The organism is Pseudoclavibacter sp. VKM Ac-2888 (assembly GCF_015351285.1).
Taxonomy (GTDB): domain Bacteria; phylum Actinomycetota; class Actinomycetes; order Actinomycetales; family Microbacteriaceae; genus Pseudoclavibacter.
On sequence record NZ_JADKSM010000001.1, the window covers coordinates 2,715,988 to 2,733,407 of the forward strand.

Genomic DNA, 17,420 nt, shown 5'->3' on the forward strand with positions numbered 1-17,420 from the left:
GACATATGTCACGGGTCGCGCGCCCCCCGCTGGCCTACCGTGGAGGGATGAGCACTCCACGCATCGGCGAGATCGCGCTGGCCCGCGGCGTGACCGCCACCTGGTGGTACACGGCGGTGGGGGTCGTCTCCTTCGTCGCGTTCACGGGCATGTTCTGGGTCTTGTGGGCCTGGGCGTCGCCGGCGCTCGACGCGCCCTGGCGGCTCCCCGTCGCGATCGCCGGCGGGGCCGCCTGGATCGCGTCCAGCGTCTTCCTGCTCCTCGACTACCGACCGAGCGTGCACGCCGCCCGTGACGGCGAACGGCACCCGCGGTCGCCGCTCAACATGACCGGGTTCGCGTTCGCCGCTCTGGGCGCGCTGTTGCTCGGAGTCGGCACGTCGTCGGTACTGGCCGCGGTCGGGGTTCTCGGGTTCGTCCTGGCCGTCCGGCCGTGGACACCAGGCGTGCGGTGGCGGGTCGTCGTCGGGGCGACGGTGCTCGTGACCGCGCTCGTCTTCGTGGAGGCGTCCAGCTTCACGAGGCAGGGCATCCCCTCCAGCGCGTTCTCGGCACCCGCGTTCTTCATCGTGATGCTGCCCACCATGACCGCCTTCTCGCTCTGGTGGTGGGAGATCGTCCTCGAACTCGACCGGGCCCGCGCCGCCGAGAGCCAGCTCGCCGCGACCCGTGAGCGCCTTCGCCTCGCCAACGACGTCCACGACCTGCAGGGCCACCACCTGCAGGTGATCGCGCTGCAGCTCGAGCTCGCCGAGCGGCTCCTCACGAAGGACCCGGCGGCGGCTGCAGAGCAGATCCGCGCCGCCCAGGGCGCCGTCGACGAGGCGCGCGCCGGCACCCGGGCGCTCGCGACGAGCTTCCGAGGCGTGCCCCTGCCCGACGAGCTCGAGAACGCGGCCGACCTGCTGCGCGCCGCCGGCCACGACGTGCGGATGCACGTGGGATCGGGCACCGCATCCGCCCCAGCCGCCGTGCTCGGACCGATCGTGCGCGAGAGCGTCACCAACGTGCTCAAGCACGGCGACGGCGCCCGCGCTCGGATCGAGCTCAGCCGTGACGGCGACACGTGGCTCTACCGGATGGTGAACGACGCCGCCGGCCGCAGTGAGAGCAGCGGGGTCGGGGCCGGGGCCGGTACTCATTCCGGGGCTCACGCCGGTGCCGACGTCGCCTGGGGCAGCGGCCTCACGGGCATGGGCGAGCGCCTCGAGTCGAGCGGCGGTGAAGTCGAAGCCTGGAACGACGGCACGAGCTTCACGGTGCAGGTGCGACTGCCCATCGCCGCCCAGCAGGCTGCGGCGAGCGCGGAGGGACACGCATGATCCGGGTCCTGCTCGCCGACGACGAGGACATGATCCGCACGGCGCTCGCGTCGCTGCTGCGCCTCGAGGACGACCTCGAGGTGATTGCCGAGTGCAGCACGGGTACGGCCGCCGTCGAGACGGCCCTGCGCCTCAAGCCCGACATCTGCCTGCTCGACCTCGAGATGCCCGGCCTCGACGGTGTCGAAGTCGCCGAGCGTCTGCACGGGCTGCCCGAGGTGCGGTGCATCGTCGTCACGAGGCACGCGAGGCCCGGGGTGCTGCGTCGGGCGCTCTCCGCGGGGGTGGAGGGGTTCATCCCGAAGTCCCGCCGCGCCGAGGAGGTGGCCGACATCATCCGCCGCGTCGCCGCTGGCCGACGCTACGTCGACCCGGAGATCGCCGCGGACGCGCTCGCCGACGAACGCAGCCCCCTCACCGACCGAGAGCTCGACGTGCTGCGGGCCGGGCAGCGGGGCGAGACGATCGCGGAGATCGCCCGCACCCTGCACCTCTCTCCCGGCACCGTCCGCAACCACGTGTCATCGGCGCTCGGCAAGCTCGCCGTGTCGACCCGGCAGCAGGCGACCGTCGTGGCCCGCGAGCGCGGCTGGATCTAGCGCGGCGGATCGGCCACCCACCACCGCGTTTCGGGATGGGTTCCACGCCTCGGGATGGTTTGCAACCCACCCCGAAGCGTGGAACCCATCCCGAAACAGCAGCCACACCCACGCGCGAGGGAAATTCGCGGAACCGCGTCCGGTCCGCCGCGCCAATCCGGTCGGCCGTCGGCGACCGCGGACTCAGGTCAGGAGGACACCGACGCTTCGGGATGGCTCCAACGCACGCAGATGGCTTGCAACCCATCCCGAAGCGTGGAACCCATCCCGAGAACCAGGGGGCCAGGGGGCCAGGGGGCCAGGGGGCCAGGGGCCCGGATGTGGAGCGAACACCGGGCGGACCGCGGACGGAAGGCCAGCAGGAGGGGGCGCAACCAGGTCAGCCGGGGGTGAGCCGGTCGAGCACGTGGCGCAGCAGCGGCCACTCCGCGGTGCCGCGGAGGTAAGCGGCGGATGCGCGCAGCATGGGCGGGTCCTGCATCCGCACGATCCGCACGTTGTCGCGCTGCTGCCTCGTGAGGGGCAGCATCCCGACCCCGAACTCGGCGGCGATGAGGTCTTCGACGAGGGCCAGGTCGTCGGACTGGTGGGTGACATTCGGCTCGTAGTCGGCGAGCGATGCGAGCACGCCGATCGCGATCTCGTCGGCGTTGTTCCTGGAGTTGCCGATCCACTCCTGGTCGCGCAGCGCGAGCATGAGCTCGCGGTTCGGCAGCGGCACCCGCCCGCGGCCCGGGAGCGCGTCGGCGTGGCGGTCCGCCATGCCGATGCCCCACTCCCCCTGCCAGAGCCGCACGCTCTCGTAGCGGGTGGGGATGCGCAGCGGCGCGAGCGTGTAGTCGTAGACGAGTGCCAGGTCGATTCGGCCGGCATCCACGAGCGCGAGCGCTTCGTCGGGTTCCTGCTCCTCGAGCACGAGGCGCACCCCCGGGTGCGAGGCGGCGAGTTCGCGCATGATCGGGAACAGGGCGCGGGCCGCCGTGGCGAAGCCGGCAACGCGCAGGGTGCCTTGCGGTTCACCCTCGGGGTCAAAGTCGCGCTTCGCATCGTCGAGGCTCGCCAGTATTCCGGATGCGCGCGTCGCGAGCCGAGCACCCGCGGCGGTCAGCCGCACCCCGCGTCCGATTCGCTCGAGCAGTCGCGCACCCAACTCCTGCTGCAGGAGTGCGAGCTGCTGTGACACGACGGACGTCGTGGTTCGGTGGAGCTCGGCGACCGCGCGCATGGAGCCGAGCCGGTCGAGGTCGACGAGGTACTCGAGGCGTCGTGTCTCCATGGGCCCTCCAGCCGGTGATCCTGGTCGCGGGCGTCACCGTCCACTCCATCATTGTGCGTCTTTCGCGAACGATGTGTTCGCTCATCTCGCGTGGACACGGACACCGCCGAGCGACATCCTGATTCCATGACCACGTCCAAGCTCGCGCCAGCTCCGCGGGGAACTGCGCGTTCCGGCACGCTCATGACCATCTCGGCGATGCTCTTCGTGCAGCTCGGGCTCGCGCTCAGCACGGGCCTGTTCGAGCAGCTCGGCCCGCTCGGCACCGGTTGGATCCGCCTCGTGTTCGCGGCAGCGCTCGTGCTGGTCATCGTGCGCCCACGCCGTTCGTGGTTCACGCGCAGGAGCTTCCTGGCATGCGTTGTGCTCGGCGCGGCGACCTCGGGAATGACGCTGCTCTTCACGCTCGCGATCGACCGCATCCCCCTCGGCACTGCCGCGGCCCTCGAGTTCCTCGGCCCGCTTGCCGTCGCCGTGCTGCGCAGCCGCGGCCGAGCGCTGCTCTGGCCGCTGATCGCCGCCGCCGGGGTCGTGCTGCTCACGGAGCCGTGGACGGGAAACATCGACCCGCTCGGCGTGCTGTACGCGCTCGCCGCCGCCGCCTGCTGGGCCGTCTATATCCTCTGCACGCAGCGGGTGGGCGACGAGCTGAGCGGGGTGCGCGGCCTGGCCGTGTCGATTCCGGTCGCCGCCGTCATCGCGAGCCTCATCGCGGCGCCGAGCACGATCCCGCTGCTCACCTGGGAGGCAGCCCTCGCGGGCCTGGGCCTGGCCGTTCTCCTGCCGACCGTGCCGTTCATGCTCGAGATCCAGGCGCTGCGCCGCATCACCGCGGCCGCGTACGGAACCCTCACGAGCCTTGAGCCCGCCGTCGCACTGGTCATCGGGCTGCTGCTCCTGCACCAGGTGCCGGGCATCCTGCCGGTTGTGGGTCTCGCGCTGGTCATCGCGGCGGGGATCGGCGTCGAACGCTCGGCGGGACGCGCCGCGCCGCCGAGCGCCCCAACTCCCGGTGATCCCGGTTCAAGCGCCGGTGAGGCGGCCCTTGAGCGCGGCGAGCTCCGCACCGGTGAGCCCGCCTGACTGCAGGTAGGCGACCGAGCCGCCGTGGGCATCCACCCATTCGAGGGCACGCTCGATGGCCGAGGCCGGGGTGGCAGCGACGAGGTCCTTGATCTCGTCGGTGAGCGGCAGGCCGTACTGCGCGACCATGCCGTACATGCGCTCAGCCCACTCGCCCGCGAGGCGCTCACCGGACGACGTGTAGTCGGCGACGATCGCCGATCGCTCGACGCCGACCGCGTCGAGCAGCAGCGCCGAGCCCACTCCGGTGCGGTCCTTGCCTGCGGTGCAATGCACGAGCACCGCTGTCGGCGGGGTGGTCGTCGCGTTGGCGACCAGGCGTGCGAGCTCAGCGAACGACGTGGCCCCGTGCTCGAGCATGCCGACGTAGAGCTCGCCAAGCGAGGGGATCTGCGCGAGCACCACCTCGAAAGACTTCGCCTGCTCGACCGGGTCTCCACCGCCCGCCGCCGACTGCAGACCCTGCTGGACGAGACCGGACACGGCCCCCTCGAGCAGGGGCAGCTCCGCGACGCGGAACGGGCGACTCACGGGGAGGCGGTCGGGTGCCATCTGCCGCTCAGAGGGGGTGCGGAAGTCGACGATGACACCGATATCGCTCGCGGCGAGCTCCTCGAGGCCCGTCTGGGTGAGAGAGCTCAGCGCATCTGACCTGTAGAAGACGCCGGGCGTCGTGGTACCACCGGCCACCAGCGGCATGCCACCGGTGTCTCGGAAGTTGAAGGTGCCCTGGAGTGAAGTCGCCGTCGTCATGCGACCAGCCTAGGACGGGGCTCCGACATTCCCTCGGTCGCGTGTGAGGCCCGCCGCACGGAAGAGGCGAGCACCCAGGCGACGAGGCCGGCGGCCGCGAACGCGGCTCCGAGCATCGTGGACCCGTGCCAACCCGCCCAGGCGTAGACGGCGGTGGTGGACGCCGCACCGGTGGCCGAGCCAAGGGAGTAGAAGACCATATATGCGCCGATGGTGGTGCTGACCCGGCCCGGGTCGGCGCTGGTGAGGATGTGCTGGTTGCTGACGTGCACGGCCTGGACGGCGAAGTCCAGGACGACGACTCCCAGCAGCAGGAGGATGAGCGACCAGGTGAGCTGGGCGATGAGGAGCCAGGACGCGAGGAGCACGACGAGCGCGATTCCCGCCACGCGATTCGCGTGTCCCGCGTCCGCCCACCGTCCGGCTCGTGCTGCGCCGAGGGCACCTGTGAGTCCCGCGATGCCCACGACACCGATGAGCGTCTCGCTGAGATGCCAGGGAGCACCCGCCAGAGGCACGGTCATCCCGCTCCACAGTGCGCCGAATGAGGCGAAGAGGAAGAAGGCGATCGCACCGCGTCCGAGCAGGGACGGCTGCGCGAGCAGGTGGAAGAACGAGCGCAGCACCCCCAGGTACGACGGCACCAGTACGGTGCGGGAGTCCGCCCGGAGCCTGAACAGGGCGACCGCCGCGAGGCCTGCGGCGAGCACCGCTAGGGCGACGAACATGCTGCGCCAGCCCCAGAGGTCGGCAAGGGCGCCAGACAGGATGCGGGAACCGAGGATCCCGATGACCACGCCGGAGGTGACGACACCCAGGGTGCGGCCGCGCTCCGCAGGGTCCGAGAGCGCGGCGGCGTAGGCGACGACCGTCTGCACGACGACGGCGAGCACCCCGGTGCTCGCGAGGCCCGCGAAGGCGACCCAGGCGACGGGCGCAGCCGCGACGAGGGCAAGTGCACCGGCCAGCAGGACGAGGTGCACCACGATGAGCCGTCTGCGGTTGAGCAGGTCCCCCAACGGCACGAGCAGGATCAGGCCGACGAGGTAGCCGAGCTGGGCGGCGGCGACAAGCCACCCGACGGCCTCGACGGGCACCGACAACTCGCGACCCATCTGTCCGAGCACTGGCTGGCTCGCGTAGATGCTCGCCACGGCGACTCCGCAGATGACCGCGAGCAGCGCTCTCGTACCTCGATTCACAGACCCCTCGCAATCAGTTGCACATTGCAACTGTTTGAACGTAGGGCAAAATGGTTGCAGTACGCAACTCAAGGGAGATCACATGTCGAGCTCCACGGCGAGCCAAGACTGGACAGACCCGAGCTGTCCAGTTGCCCGCACCGTTGACCTGGTCGGCGACCGCTGGAGCCTGCTTGTCGTCCGCGACGCCATGGACGGCGCCCGTTCCTTCACCGACTTCCAGCAGCGGACCGGTATCGCGCGCAACATCCTCACCGATCGACTCCGGAAACTCATCTCGGCCGGGCTCCTGGCCCAGGTGGATGCGCCGACCGGGAAACGCAGAGTGTACGAGCTCACTGAAGCGGGTCGTGACCTCTTTCCCGTCATCGTCGCGCTGCGGCAGTGGGGCGAACACCACGCCTTCTCCAGCGGGGAGGCGCACTCGTCACTGGTCGGCGAGGACGGCATCCGGGTGCCGGAGCTCACCCCGAAGGCCGCCGATGGGAGCTTACTGACGAGCGAGAACACGCGCGTCGAGCACGTGGCTGCGCAGGACTCGCACCCCTGAACCCCGATCTATCCCTGAGGCAGACTGCCGAGCGGAGGGCTCGACGGAAAGACGAGACTCCGTGCGGGCGAGACGAGCAAGCGAGCGTCAGCTCACTCCGCCGCGGGAAGGATCGCCTTCTGCGGCGACACCGCGGCGTCCGGGGCCGCGGCCAGGGCACTCCGCATGCGCCGCGCCGTGCCGAAACCCGCGCCCCTGGCGGCCGCATCCTGATTCGCTCCCTCGAGCAGCAGACGCTGTGCGAGGCGCACGCGCGCCCTCCTGAGGTAGGCCGACGCGGTGTCACCCGTCGCGGCGAATGCCCGATACAGGTGCGCCCGGGATGCGCCGAGGGCGGCGGCCATCGAGTTCACCGTGGTCGCCTCGTCTGACGCGAACCGGGAGACGTACTTGACGGCCTCGCTGTAGACGTGAGCGAGGTCGGTGCTCGCCGTGCTGAGCGTGCGGAGCTCGGTCTGAGTCGCCAGCGCCCAGACCAGCGCCTCGACGCCCAGCCCGACGCGGGTGAAGGCGGGGTCCTCAGCACGGAGTCCGCCGCTGAGGATGGATGCGGAGGCGTCGACGAGCACCTGCAGGTAGGCATCCGACGCCGAGGTCGTTCCGACGTAGTTCTCCGTGAAGGACTGGGGGCGGGGGAAGATGACCAGGAGGCTGCTGACCGGACCGTTCGACGTCTTGCTGACGAGATCCTCCGGGTTGGCGAACAGCACGCTGCCGGGGGTGAGCGTCTCCAGCGTTCCGGCGATGTCGACCACGACCTCGCCTTCCAGGCAGGCGAGGAGCAGCCTGGCGGCGCCCCCGGCGAAGGCGCTCGGGACTTCGTATCGGAAGGTCGCTGCCGTGTGGCGGTAGCGGCTGAGGGCGAAGGTGTCGTTCTTGAGCACATCGCCGACGACCCTGAAGTCCTGACCGTCCGACTGGAGATGCCATCCCCAGCCCCGCACGGTCTCGACGGCCTCCGGCCCCACCTCGTCGACAGTGAGCGAGACCACCCGAGGGAGTTCCGTCCGCGTCGGCCACTGGCCGTCGCTCGACTCCCTCACGGCAACCTCGGTGTCTGCCTGACTCGTGTGCTCCTGCACCTCACCCACTCCAATCGCTCGATGTCATTCGGAGAACGCGCAGACCGCACGTTCCCTGGTGAGACGACACGAGCGCGGTGTTCGTCACACATTCCATTCTGTCGGATGGGTTGGAGAACCAGGTCGGGCATCTCACCAGATGAAAACACCCGGGGAAGTGAGCTGGAACGCAGCAAACTGCGAGTCACTCGGCGACTTCTTCCCCGCCAGAATCATTTCCGTCGGCGAGCTGAATCAAAGTCGTCCGCGAGCCGATCCAGTATTCGCATTCACAGGAAAACCCAGATCAGGAGACGTATCAGACCCGAATTGGGCCACAAAGCGGGGAGGAACTCTCGGCTACCGCCGCGTACGCCGTGCATATGCTCACCGGGCAGATACGAGTTCACTTCGCTAGGTGCACGCAATGTGAAATACCACTCGCGCATTACAGCGGACCGCAGCTGCGACCTCCACCCCAACCAAGACCTCTTCTCACCCCTTCGCCCGCACCATCACGACGCGCGATCGGGCCCCAGATTTTTTTTCTCAAGTATTTCGTGACAAATCATGAAAAGCACACGTCTCACCAGCACGACCCCGCAGCAGGTGCACCCGCACCGCCGGGCAACCACAAGGAGAGCATCATGTCGAACACCACCCCGAACGTCAGCACCTCGTCCAGCGACCGCAAGGATCTGCGCCCCGCTCACGCCGCCAACGGCAAGACCACGATCGATGACGGCGTCGTCGCGAAGGTCGCCGGTATCGCGGCCCGCGAAGCGCGTGGTGTCTACGACCTCGGTGGCGGCGCGGCCCGCGCGATCGGTGCCATCCGCAACGCCATCAACGCCACCGACCAGAGCCAGGGCATCAGCGTCGAGGTCGGCGAGAAGCAGGTCGCCGTCGACGTGACCATCGTCGCCGAGTACCCCGTCTCCCTCCAGGACGTCGCGGACGGCGTCCGCGCCGACGTGATCCGCGCCGTCGAGACGATCGTCGGCCTCGAGGTCACCGAAGTCAACGTCACCGTCAACGACGTCCACCTCCCCTCCGAAGACAACGACACCAACAAGACGGAAGAAGCGCGAGTCCAGTGAACACCGCATCCCTCACCCGAACCGGCATCCTCATCGGCGCAGTCCTCGCGCTCACCTGGATCATCCTCGGCTTCTGGGCCTTCTTCTTCGTCGTCATCGCGATGCTGATCGGCGGACTGATCGGTCGGATCCTCGACGGCAAGCTCAACGCCAGTGCACTTGTCGACGTCCTTCGCGGACGGAACACGTCCTCATGAGCATCGCCGCGACGACACACCACGGCGCGGCGCAGCGAGGCACAACACGACTCACCGCGAAGGCCCTGACTCGTGTCGCGTCAGCTGTCGCCGGTGACGCCCTCGGGGTCGACGCCGGCAACGTCAACGTCGACCTCGACGACCACAACGGCAACCTCGCGCTGCGGATCAGCACACCGATTCGTGTGCCCTCCCTCTCCCGCATCCGCTCGCAGGACGCCGCCATCGAACGCAGCGGCGGGGCGATCCTCGATCGAGTCGAAGCCGCGAAGGTCGCGATCCGGGACCGCTTCCAGACGTTGACCGACTCGCGCGTCGACCGCGTCATGCTGCGGATCACCGGGCTCGACATCCGACCCGAGGAACGAGTCACATGAGCAACCACGATTCCCTCTACAAACGGGTCGCTCGGCGCGAGACGCATTCGCCACGGTCGGCGCTCGCGATCGTCCTGACCGTGCTGCTGATCATCGTGGCGGCCTGGGTCGGCACGGAGGTCGTCCTGGCGCTCCTGGCGCTCCCCGCGCTGCTCGTCGCGCCGGTCGACATGTTCACGTCGACCCTCGGCTTCCTCGAGCAGCCCGCCCAGTACGTCGGGATCGCGGGCGTCGTGGTTGCCATCCTGGGTCTGGTCCTGCTCATTGCCGGGCTTGCCCCCGGACGGCGAGCACGCCACGCGTTGCGCTCGTCGCGGACCGCGACCGTCGCGGACAACGCGGTGATCGCCTCGGCGCTCGCCCGGCACGCGGCCCTCGCCGGCAGCGTCAGCCCGGACAACGTCACCGTCTCGGTGTCCCACCGTCGCGCCGACGTCCACCTCGTGCCCGCATCCGGGGTGCCCGTCGACGCCGCCTCCATCGAAGCGGCCGTCACCCGGCAGCTCGAGCAGTACGAGCTCACCCCGCGTGTCACCGCCAAGGTGCGCGTCGCAGAGAACGGGAAGGTCGGCGCATGAACAGCACGAACCGCGGCCTGAACCGGCTCCTCATCGTCGCCACAGGGCTCCTTCTGCTCATTGTGGGCGCAGCTGCGGCACTCGGCGCCTGGCTGCCCGGGGCGAAGGACACCTGGACCCCGATCTCTGAAGCGGTCAACACGCAGGTCGGCAGCTGGCTCCAGCAGACGCCGTTCCCCGGCACGGACTTCAGCTGGCTGATGATCGCCGTCGTCGCCGTCCTCCTGATCGGCATCATCCTGCTCCTCGCCTTCACGCTTCGGCAGGGCCAGGGGCGCACCGGCACCATCGTCCACGACCGAGCGTCGAAGGCGGGACCGACTGTCGTGGACGTCAGTGTCGCCAGAGACGCGCTCTCGGACTCGCTCGGCGAACGCGATGAGTTCATCGCGACAAGCGTCTCCGCCTACGAGGTGCGCGGAACCCCGGCGCTGAAAGTCTCGGCGAGCTGTCGGCGAGGGGTCTCCCCGAGGGACGCCGCAGACCTCGTCGAACGTGACCTCCACACCCTCGACGCTCTGCTCGGCAGGGAACTGCCGGTGCTCCTCCAGCTGACCGGCGGGTTCAGAGCACAGACCCAGAAGCCGACTCGCCTGCAGTAGCCAGACCCCCACCCAACAAGCACGCCCCAGCTCCAACCCGAAAGCTCCACCACCATGTTCCTTCGCATCATCACCTTTGCCCTCGGCATCATCACCAAACGACGCAGCGCGAAAAAGCGACAGCAGAAGCGCGACGGGAACCGACACTGACCGCCACCCTGCAGATGACCGCGCGACGGATTCTGAGGGGCCCGGCCTGGAGCGCACCTGTCGTTGCGGCCGCGGTCGCCCCTACTGCTCCCCCCGAGTACCCCTGCCTCGGAAACTCCACCTCACGCTCGGCGTGGAAGATCGACGCCGGCCCGCTCACGGGTGCGTTCGTCGAGGGCTCGGGCACAAACGGCTTCGAGAGCCCGACGGGCATCACCCTGGTCTCCGGGATGGACGCCGCTGGCACGGCTGCTCCCGCCACCTGGAGTGCGAGCTACGCCTTCCCGGTGACCCCTGGCCGCACGTACACCTTCACCACCCGGGCGTGCGCGACCCGCCGCTCGTCTGCAGCGGGGTCGAGCCGCCCCGCGGCGGTCGCCGTGGAGGTCGTCGACGGGAGGGGGACGATGATCGAATCCCTCGCAGTGCTCTCCACGGCATCCGCCGATCCGGCGCCGACACAGACGCTTCCGGTCACGCAGAGCGCAGACCCGAAGATGACCCCGATCACGTTCGCCCACCACTCCGGAGGCGCGGCTGGAATGGTCACGCTGCGACTGCTCTTCTCGAAGGCGATCGCTCCAAGCGACCTGATGGCGAACGACGACCTCAGAATCGAGCTCCCCACCGTCACCTGCACGTTCCCGCCCGCCTGAGACCAGACCGTCGGTGGGGGGCTGACTACTGCCCTCGCTCCGCTTCTTCGACGGCCGTGACCAGGCGTGCGCGCTCCTTGTCGATCCACTGCTTCCCTGAGTACGACTGCCCGAACGTCTCGGCGAAGTCGACCGGATCGCTGCCCACGATGTCGCGGACAGGCGCGTCATCGGCCACGGCCCGCTCCCAGAGGTCGGCGAGGTCGGCGTTCATGCGCACCATCGACTCGCCATCGACGACGCCACTGGAGTACATGAGGTAGCGCTGGACGGCCTTCGCGACCCTGCCGTAGGGCTCCGGCAGCGCATCCAGCCGGGCCTGTGCCTCCTTGTACTGCTTCTTCTCCTCGAATGAGCCCGTGAGCGATTCGATCCACTTGGCGGCCATGTCAGTTGCCTCTCTCGATGTCTGTGCTGCTTGCAGCGGATGGTGCGGTGATGGTGCCTCGGAGCTGCTCGAGGCGTTCGACGAGGAAGCCCCACCTGCGCCAGAACTCCGCGAGGTACTCGGTGCCCGCGGCGTTGATCGTGTAGACCTTCCGCGGCGGGCCCTTCTCGGACGGGACTTTCTCGACGTCGACGAGGTCTTTCTGCTCGATGCGCACGAGGAGCGCGTAGACCGTTCCCTCGGCGATGTCGACGAAGCCCTGCTCGCGGAGCCAGCTCGTGATCTCGTACCCGTAGGCGGAGCGCTTCGCGAGGATCGCGAGCACGATGCCTTCGAGCGTGCCCTTGAGCATCTCGGATGCCTGCCTGCCCATCGGCCACCTTCTCTACTCAGTAACAATGAATACCGGTACAAAGTAACACCGAGTACTGGTACTTAGCAACAAAGACAAGTGATTGTCTGTCAACACTCAGGGCCACCCGGAATGCACAGCTTCGCCGACATTCACCGATGTATCGTCGGGTGTCGTCAGGTATCGCCAATCCGCGCATCCACCCGGTCGACACGATCGCCACCGGATGCTCGGCACTCGAAAGGAATGCACATGGTCGCTCAGCACACCCCAGGCGGACTCGGCTTCGGCCTCCGCGAAGCCGTCGATGAGATCCGCGAGACCTTCGCCTCGCGACCGACCACTGCTCGAGCCGGCCGCGGAGACGTCAGGACAGCCCTCCTCGTCGCGCTCCTCGAGGGCCCACAGCACGGCTACCAGCTGATCCAGGCCATCGAAGCCCGCACGAGTGGCGCTTGGAAGCCCAGCCCCGGCTCGGTCTACCCCACACTCCAGCTGCTCTCCGACGAGGGCCTCGTCGTGCCCGAGGTCACCGGCGAGCGCAAGGTCTACGCGCTCACCGAAGAAGGCCGCGCCGTCGCGGTGGATGCCTCAGCCGGAGAGCTCCCCTGGGAGTCGCCTGCCGCCCGCCGCGCCGAGCGCGCAGCGACCCTCCCGAAGGCAGGAGCTCGCCTCGCCCAGGCCGTCGTCCAGGTGCAGAGCAGCGCCACCCCCGACCAGGCCGAACGGGCCGCAGCACTGCTCGACGAGACACGGCGCAAGCTGTACTCGATCCTCGCCGAGGACTGAACGTGACCGATGGCCCCGGCCTCACGGAGGAGCTGGCCGCCGAGAGCAGACTGACCGCAGCCGCGGCGCAGGCGCGAGCCGTCACCCGGCCCGGTGCCGTCCGCAGCAGCGATACGAAGCTCTCGGCGGAAGGCCGTGCCAGGTACCGCAGGATCGTGCGGTTCGCGCAGCGTGCGATGGTGCAGATCTGGTGGTTCGAGATCTTCCTGCCCCGCATCCGTCTCGGGAAGCTCGCGGAACGCGGACGCACGGCGCGCATGCAGCGCCTCGCCCGCCGCTTCCACGCCCTCGCGGTCGAGCTCGGCGGGCTCATGATCAAGGTGGGCCAGTTCCTGTCGTCGCGCCTCGATGTGCTGCCACCTGAGATCACCGCGGAGCTCGAGGGGCTGCAGGATGAGGTGCCCGCGGTCGCGTTCCCGGCCATCCGCGCACAGGCCGAGGCTGAGCTCGGCATGCCGCTCGGACAGGCCTACGCGAGCTTCGACGAGACTCCCATCGCCGCCGCCTCCTTCGGGCAGGCGCACCGCGCTGTGCTCACCCCCGCGCTCGCCGAGGAGACCGGCTACTCCAACGTCGTCGTGAAGGTGCAGCGGCCCGGCATCGAGGACCTCGTGGAGACCGACCTCCGCGCACTGCGCCGCGTCGGCCAGCTCCTCAAGCGAGTCGAGCTCGTCTCGAAGCGTGCTGACGCCCCCGCCCTCGTCGAGGAGTTCGCCGCGACGAGCCTCGAAGAGATCGACTACATCCACGAGGGCACGAGCGCCGAGCGATTCGCCGCCGACTTCGAGACCGACCCGCGCGTTGGGGCCGCCCAGGTCGTGTGGGAGCGCACCGCGTCGCGCATCCTCACCCTCTCCGACGTCACCGCGATCAAGATCACCGACGTGGATGCCCTGCGCGCGGCGGGCATCGACCCCGTCGAGGTCGCAAACGAACTGGCGAGGGCCACGTTCCAGCAGCTGTTCGTCGCCGGGTTCTTCCACGCCGACCCGCACCCCGGCAACATCTTCGTCACGCCCTTGGCCACACCGAGACAGCCCGCCCCGACGGACGCCGATGCCGAGGGCGACCCCGAGACGCTCGCGCCCGTCACGTGGGAGCTGACCTACATCGACTTCGGCATGATGGGCGTCATCTCCGACACCCTCCGCGCGAGCCTCCGCCAGCTGATCTTCGCGATCGTCTCTCGCGACGGGCCAGGGCTCGTGCGGTCGATGCGCAGCGTCGGCGTGCTCCTCCCTGCCGGTGACACCATCGAGCTCGAGCAGGCGATGACCGAGCTCTTCGGCCGCTTCGGAGGAATGGGCGTCGCCGAGCTGCAACGCGTCGACCCCGCCGAGCTCGGCGACTTCGCCGACCGCTTCCGCGACACCATCCGCGAGATGCCGTTCCAGCTGCCCGAGAACTTCCTGCTCATCATCCGAGCGATCTCGCTGGTCTCCGGCGTGACCTCGGCGCTCGACAAGGACTTCAACATGTGGGAGGCGGTCGACCCGTTCGCCCGCACCCTCACCCGCGACGAGGGCGGCAACACGGTGCAGGCCGTCGCCAAGCAGGCGATCTCCGCGCTGGCGACCGCAGTCACCCTCCCCGGTCGACTCGATGCGCTCACCACTCGCCTCGAGGCCGGCCAGCTCAAGGTGCAGACGCCCAGCGTCGACCGGCATATGCGCTCACTCGAGCGGATGCTGCGCGGGGTCGTCTCGGCGATCGTGTTCGCCGCGCTGCTCATCGCGGGTGTGCTCCTGCTGCCGCAGCTCGCCCCGCTCGGGATCGTGCTCATGAGCGTCTCGGTCGTGCCGCTGCTGCTCGCCGCAGGGGCGGTCTTCGGTCGGCGTCGGGGCTAGACCGCGAGCTTGCCGCTCTTCGACAGCTCAGGGTCGGTGCACGAGGAGAGGTCGAAGCAGCACGGGCGGCGCTTGCCCGCCTCGAGCTTCGAGAGGCCGACCTCGACGCGGCGCAGACGCGTCTGCGGGTTGCGGGTCGCGTTGATCCATCGCACCCACTCCCACCTCGCCATCGGCGTGATGTCGTTCCAGGTGGCGACGGATTCGGGTGCCTCCGCGAGCGCGGCGGCGAAGTCCTCGGGAACGACCGGCTCTGGCCAGTCGCCTCGAGGTCGCAGCTCGACCGCCACGACATCACCGGCCCCGATACCCGCACCGAGCGCGGCCGCGACGTCCAGCCAGTGACCCCGGAGCCCGTCGGGTTCGATGACGGAGTCGAAGGGTCTTGCCGCCTCAGCGCCAGTCGGCCGGATCGAACCGGTCACGGCAACCTGGCCGCGGGACGGCAGCATCCTGCTCGCGTCGTCCGGGAACCGGACGATGAACCGCTCGCCCGAATCGCCGACGACCGGGGCGGCGATGACGCGTGCCTCGAATCGCACAGCGTCGGTGTCCGGTGCCGCACTCTCCTCGACGAGAGCGCTCTTCGTGTCAGCCATGAGGAGATCGTACGACCCGGCGCCTCGTGCCGGGGATGCCAAGGCCCATCTGCCTCGAGCTTCGCGCTAGGAACGACGGCGGATGGCAGCTTCCTTGCGCTGCGCCTCGATCGTCGCGATGAGCGTGCGCGCGTCATGCGCACCGCTGTGGCGCGTCTCGCCGAGGAAGAACGTGGGAGTGCCGCGCGCACCGCTATCGATGGCGCTCTGCATGTCGTCGCGGATGCGCCTCGGCAGCTCGTCGTCGAGCATGTCGAGGTCGAACCGGTCGAGGTCGAGGTCGATCTCCTCCGCGTAGCCGCGCAAGAACTGCACGTCGAGACGCTCCTGGTTCGCGAAGAGCAGGTTGTGCATCTCCCAGAACTTCCCCTGGTTCGCGGCGGCCTCGGCGGCGATCGCGGCCTGGAAGGCGTGCGGGTGGTAGTCCTCGAGCGGCAGGTGGCGCACCACGTAGCGCGCCCCTCCGTCGGTGAAGTACTCGCCGAGGTCCTGCCACATGCCGGTCGCTCGCGCGCAGAACGGGCATTCGAAGTCGAGGTACTCGACGATCGTGACCGGCGCGTCCGGGTCGCCGAGGAGGTGGTCGCGCTCGGGGTCGACGGGGCGCGACAGCTTCGTCGGCAGGTCGGCCGTCGTCTCGTTCATCTTGACGCGCGCGAACGTGAAGGTGAGCCAGCCGAGCACCCAGGAGAGCACCATGGCGATGAACACGCCCACGATGGCCTGCCCGGCGACTTCGCCCTCGAGCGCCAGCGAGATGATGAGCAGCGACATCGTGAAGCCGATGCCGCTGAGCGCGGCGCCGCCGAAGACGCTGCCCATGCCGACGCCCTGCGGGAGTGTGCCGAGGCCAGCACGCACGGCGATCCAGCTGCCGAGGGCGATGCCGCCGAACTTGCCGAGGACAAGACCTGCGACGACACCCCACGTGACCGGGGAGGTGAGCGCATCGCCGAGCATCCCGCCCCGCAGGTCGACCCCCGCGTTCGCGAGCGCGAAGACCGGCACGATGAAGAGCGCGACGGGGCTGAGCAGCACCTCGTGGAGCCGTTCGTTGACGGAGATCGACTTGGCGAGGCCGAGCCGCACGTTGCGGGCAGCATCGGCGCGAGGTGACTGCCAGAAGTCGCGGAAGAGCCGCTTCGCCCGCACCACGTCCTCCCGGTCTGGGTCAGAGGCCGGGATGAGCAGCCCAGCGGCCATTCCGGCGAGTGACGGATGCACACCGGAGAGCAGCGTCGCGGCCCACAGCACGACGATGACGACGATGTAGGGACTGCTGCGCCACTCGTTCGCGCGGGCCAGGAGGAACAGGAAGACGAGGCAGACGACGGCGATGCCGAGGGGCATCCACTGCACGGACTCCGTGTAGACGATGCCGATGATGGCGACGGCGAGGAAGTCGTCGACGACGGTGAGGGTCAGCAGGAAGACGCGCAGCTGACTCGACATCTTCGGACCGACCAGCGCAAGCGCGCCCAGGAGGAACGCCGTGTCCGTGCCGATGACGGCTCCCCACGCTTCCGGGGCGTCCCGCCCGGCGATGGCGAGGTAGATGAGCGCTGGGAGAGCGACTCCGGCGAGGCCCGCGACGATAGGCACAAGAGCCTGGCGCCGGTCACGCAGCGAGCCGACCGCGAGCTCTTGTCGCACCTCCAGACCGATGAGGAAGAAGAAGATGACCATAAAGCCGTCGTTCACCCAGTGGTGCAGGCTCATGTCGATGCGGAAATCGCCGATGCCGATGGCGGCGTGCGTCTCCCACAGCTGCACGTACGACTCAGACCAGGGCGAGTTCGCCCAGAGCAGCGCGAACACCGCGACGCCGACGAGCAGGAGGGCGCTTCCCGACTCGGTGCGCAGACGGTCCGCGACGAGACGGACCCAATCCTGTTTCTGCTGGCCCAATGGCTTCCCCTCCACGACGGCGGGGTCTGTG

20 protein-coding genes are annotated in these 17,420 nt (G+C 69.1%); 12 read left to right on the forward strand and 8 right to left on the reverse strand.

Annotation, left to right across the window (positions count from 1 at the left end; translation table 11 throughout):
- Positions 1-47 precede the first annotated feature (47 nt).
- On the forward strand, positions 48-1,322 hold the full coding sequence (locus ITJ61_RS12845; protein WP_194686394.1) for a sensor histidine kinase: 1,275 nt from the start codon (positions 48-50) through the stop codon (positions 1,320-1,322).
- Positions 1,319-1,921 (forward strand): response regulator transcription factor, encoded by a 603-nt coding sequence (locus tag ITJ61_RS12850; protein WP_104307555.1) that lies wholly within the window; start codon positions 1,319-1,321, stop codon positions 1,919-1,921. Before ITJ61_RS12845 ends, ITJ61_RS12850 begins: the two co-directional genes overlap by 4 nt.
- A 379-nt stretch (positions 1,922-2,300) precedes the next feature.
- Here ITJ61_RS12850 and ITJ61_RS12855 read toward each other — a convergent pair whose 3' ends face one another.
- A complete protein-coding gene (locus ITJ61_RS12855) occupies positions 2,301-3,197 on the reverse strand; it encodes a LysR substrate-binding domain-containing protein (RefSeq protein ID WP_104300298.1) in 897 nt (298 codons plus the stop codon).
- A gap of 126 nt (positions 3,198-3,323) precedes the next feature.
- Here ITJ61_RS12855 and ITJ61_RS12860 point away from each other — a divergent pair, with 126 nt between their 5' ends.
- The gene (locus tag ITJ61_RS12860) at positions 3,324-4,280 is read left to right on the forward strand and encodes an EamA family transporter (protein ID WP_228496666.1); all 957 of its coding nucleotides are present in this window, start codon (positions 3,324-3,326) and stop codon (positions 4,278-4,280) included.
- Here ITJ61_RS12860 and ITJ61_RS12865 read toward each other — a convergent pair.
- Together ITJ61_RS12865 and ITJ61_RS12870 are read right to left on the reverse strand one after the other, a co-directional pair.
- Positions 4,221-5,033: a tyrosine-protein phosphatase gene (locus ITJ61_RS12865; RefSeq protein WP_194686395.1), complete on the reverse strand. Its 813-nt coding sequence runs from the start codon at positions 5,031-5,033 to the stop codon at positions 4,221-4,223. The two genes, ITJ61_RS12860 and ITJ61_RS12865, sit on opposite strands and share 60 nt — an antisense overlap.
- Complete coding sequence (locus ITJ61_RS12870; RefSeq protein ID WP_194686396.1) at positions 5,030-6,235, reverse strand: MFS transporter; 1,206 nt, start codon at positions 6,233-6,235, stop codon at positions 5,030-5,032. Before ITJ61_RS12870 ends, ITJ61_RS12865 begins: the two co-directional genes overlap by 4 nt.
- 82 nt (positions 6,236-6,317) lie before the next feature.
- Between ITJ61_RS12870 and ITJ61_RS12875 the strand changes: the two genes are divergently transcribed.
- Complete coding sequence (locus ITJ61_RS12875; RefSeq protein WP_104243966.1) at positions 6,318-6,785, forward strand: winged helix-turn-helix transcriptional regulator; 468 nt, start codon at positions 6,318-6,320, stop codon at positions 6,783-6,785.
- A gap of 92 nt (positions 6,786-6,877) precedes the next feature.
- Here the strand turns inward: ITJ61_RS12875 and ITJ61_RS20340 are convergent, their stop codons facing one another.
- Positions 6,878-7,867 carry a helix-turn-helix domain-containing protein gene (locus ITJ61_RS20340; protein ID WP_146081097.1) on the reverse strand — a complete coding sequence of 330 codons (990 nt, stop codon included), beginning with the start codon at positions 7,865-7,867 and terminating at the stop codon, positions 6,878-6,880.
- Positions 7,868-8,493: 626 nt separating this feature from the next.
- Between ITJ61_RS20340 and ITJ61_RS12885 the strand changes: the two genes are divergently transcribed.
- The 6 genes from ITJ61_RS12885 to ITJ61_RS12910 all read left to right on the forward strand — a co-directional run bounded on the left by ITJ61_RS12885 (position 8,494) and on the right by ITJ61_RS12910 (position 11,506).
- Positions 8,494-8,946 carry an Asp23/Gls24 family envelope stress response protein gene (locus ITJ61_RS12885; protein ID WP_194686397.1) on the forward strand — a complete coding sequence of 151 codons (453 nt, stop codon included), beginning with the start codon at positions 8,494-8,496 and terminating at the stop codon, positions 8,944-8,946.
- Positions 8,943-9,143, forward strand: coding sequence for a DUF2273 domain-containing protein (locus ITJ61_RS12890; RefSeq protein ID WP_194686398.1), 201 nt, complete (start codon positions 8,943-8,945; stop codon positions 9,141-9,143). The genes ITJ61_RS12885 and ITJ61_RS12890 overlap by 4 nt, the downstream gene beginning before the upstream one ends.
- Positions 9,140-9,520 carry a hypothetical protein gene (locus ITJ61_RS12895; RefSeq protein WP_194686399.1) on the forward strand — a complete coding sequence of 127 codons (381 nt, stop codon included), beginning with the start codon at positions 9,140-9,142 and terminating at the stop codon, positions 9,518-9,520. Before ITJ61_RS12890 ends, ITJ61_RS12895 begins: the two co-directional genes overlap by 4 nt.
- Entirely contained in the window at positions 9,517-10,098 is a 582-nt protein-coding gene (locus ITJ61_RS12900) for a DUF6286 domain-containing protein (protein WP_194686400.1), read from the forward strand. The genes ITJ61_RS12895 and ITJ61_RS12900 overlap by 4 nt, the downstream gene beginning before the upstream one ends.
- A complete protein-coding gene (locus tag ITJ61_RS12905; protein WP_194686401.1) occupies positions 10,095-10,700 on the forward strand; it encodes a hypothetical protein in 606 nt (201 codons plus the stop codon). The genes ITJ61_RS12900 and ITJ61_RS12905 overlap by 4 nt, the downstream gene beginning before the upstream one ends.
- A 164-nt stretch (positions 10,701-10,864) precedes the next feature.
- Complete coding sequence (locus tag ITJ61_RS12910; protein ID WP_104300316.1) at positions 10,865-11,506, forward strand: hypothetical protein; 642 nt, start codon at positions 10,865-10,867, stop codon at positions 11,504-11,506.
- Between the two features lie 25 nt (positions 11,507-11,531).
- On the opposite strand, the gene ITJ61_RS12915 is transcribed toward ITJ61_RS12910, so the two are convergent.
- Together ITJ61_RS12915 and ITJ61_RS12920 are read right to left on the reverse strand one after the other, a co-directional pair.
- A complete protein-coding gene (locus tag ITJ61_RS12915; protein WP_104243979.1) occupies positions 11,532-11,894 on the reverse strand; it encodes a DUF1048 domain-containing protein in 363 nt (120 codons plus the stop codon).
- 1 nt (position 11,895) lies between these two features.
- On the reverse strand, positions 11,896-12,267 hold the full coding sequence (locus tag ITJ61_RS12920; RefSeq protein ID WP_194686402.1) for a PadR family transcriptional regulator: 372 nt from the start codon (positions 12,265-12,267) through the stop codon (positions 11,896-11,898).
- 231 nt (positions 12,268-12,498) lie between these two features.
- On the opposite strand from ITJ61_RS12920, the gene ITJ61_RS12925 reads away from it, so the two are divergent.
- The gene (locus ITJ61_RS12925) at positions 12,499-13,035 is read left to right on the forward strand and encodes a PadR family transcriptional regulator (RefSeq protein ID WP_228496668.1); all 537 of its coding nucleotides are present in this window, start codon (positions 12,499-12,501) and stop codon (positions 13,033-13,035) included.
- A 155-nt stretch (positions 13,036-13,190) separates the two neighbouring features.
- Complete coding sequence (locus ITJ61_RS12930; RefSeq protein ID WP_323744389.1) at positions 13,191-14,882, forward strand: ABC1 kinase family protein; 1,692 nt, start codon at positions 13,191-13,193, stop codon at positions 14,880-14,882.
- On the opposite strand, the gene ITJ61_RS12935 is transcribed toward ITJ61_RS12930, so the two are convergent.
- Positions 14,879-15,481: a YdeI/OmpD-associated family protein gene (locus tag ITJ61_RS12935; RefSeq protein ID WP_194686403.1), complete on the reverse strand. Its 603-nt coding sequence runs from the start codon at positions 15,479-15,481 to the stop codon at positions 14,879-14,881. The two genes, ITJ61_RS12930 and ITJ61_RS12935, sit on opposite strands and share 4 nt — an antisense overlap.
- Before the next feature lie 66 nt (positions 15,482-15,547).
- Positions 15,548-17,389: a Na+/H+ antiporter NhaA gene (nhaA, locus tag ITJ61_RS12940; RefSeq protein WP_228496669.1), complete on the reverse strand. Its 1,842-nt coding sequence runs from the start codon at positions 17,387-17,389 to the stop codon at positions 15,548-15,550.
- Between the last annotated feature and the right edge of the window lie 31 nt (positions 17,390-17,420).